The sequence below is a fragment of the Psychrobacter sp. Rd 27.2 genome, assembly GCF_001921755.1.
In the GTDB taxonomy this organism is placed as follows: Bacteria; Pseudomonadota; Gammaproteobacteria; order Pseudomonadales; family Moraxellaceae; genus Psychrobacter; species Psychrobacter celer.
Genome location: NZ_MRYB01000147.1, coordinates 1 through 343, shown reverse-complemented (window position 1 = coordinate 343; position 343 = coordinate 1). Strand labels below are relative to the sequence as shown.

The 343-nt window shown below is 42.3% G+C and carries 1 protein-coding gene; it reads right to left on the bottom strand.

Annotation, left to right across the window (positions count from 1 at the left end; all coding sequences use genetic code 11):
- Positions 1-343: hypothetical protein (locus BTV99_RS13615; RefSeq protein WP_178377990.1), on the bottom strand; the 343-nt coding region annotated here is incomplete at both ends.

Below are 343 nucleotides of genomic sequence, written 5' to 3'. Positions count from 1 at the left end.
CAATACTTAACTGTACAGGCACCCCTGCTAAGACACCGCCTTTGCTGTCGGTCACACGGAAGGTAGCATTGGTCTGATCGCCTCCTGTGTTTAATGTAGATTTATCAGAGGACGCTATAATCTGATAATTATCAATCGTTGCTGTATCTACTGCCACAATATAGTTTTGTGTCAACTTAGTGTTTTCGGCTGTAATAGTACTAGCTGTAAGCTTAATTCCTGCTTCAAGTACTGCTTGGTTGACGCCGTCATTATTTTCTAACTTAAGATCAAAGGTTGCTACACCATCGCCATTCGTTACAGCCGTGTTACTGGTGATCATCACACCAGTTTGTAGAGGATT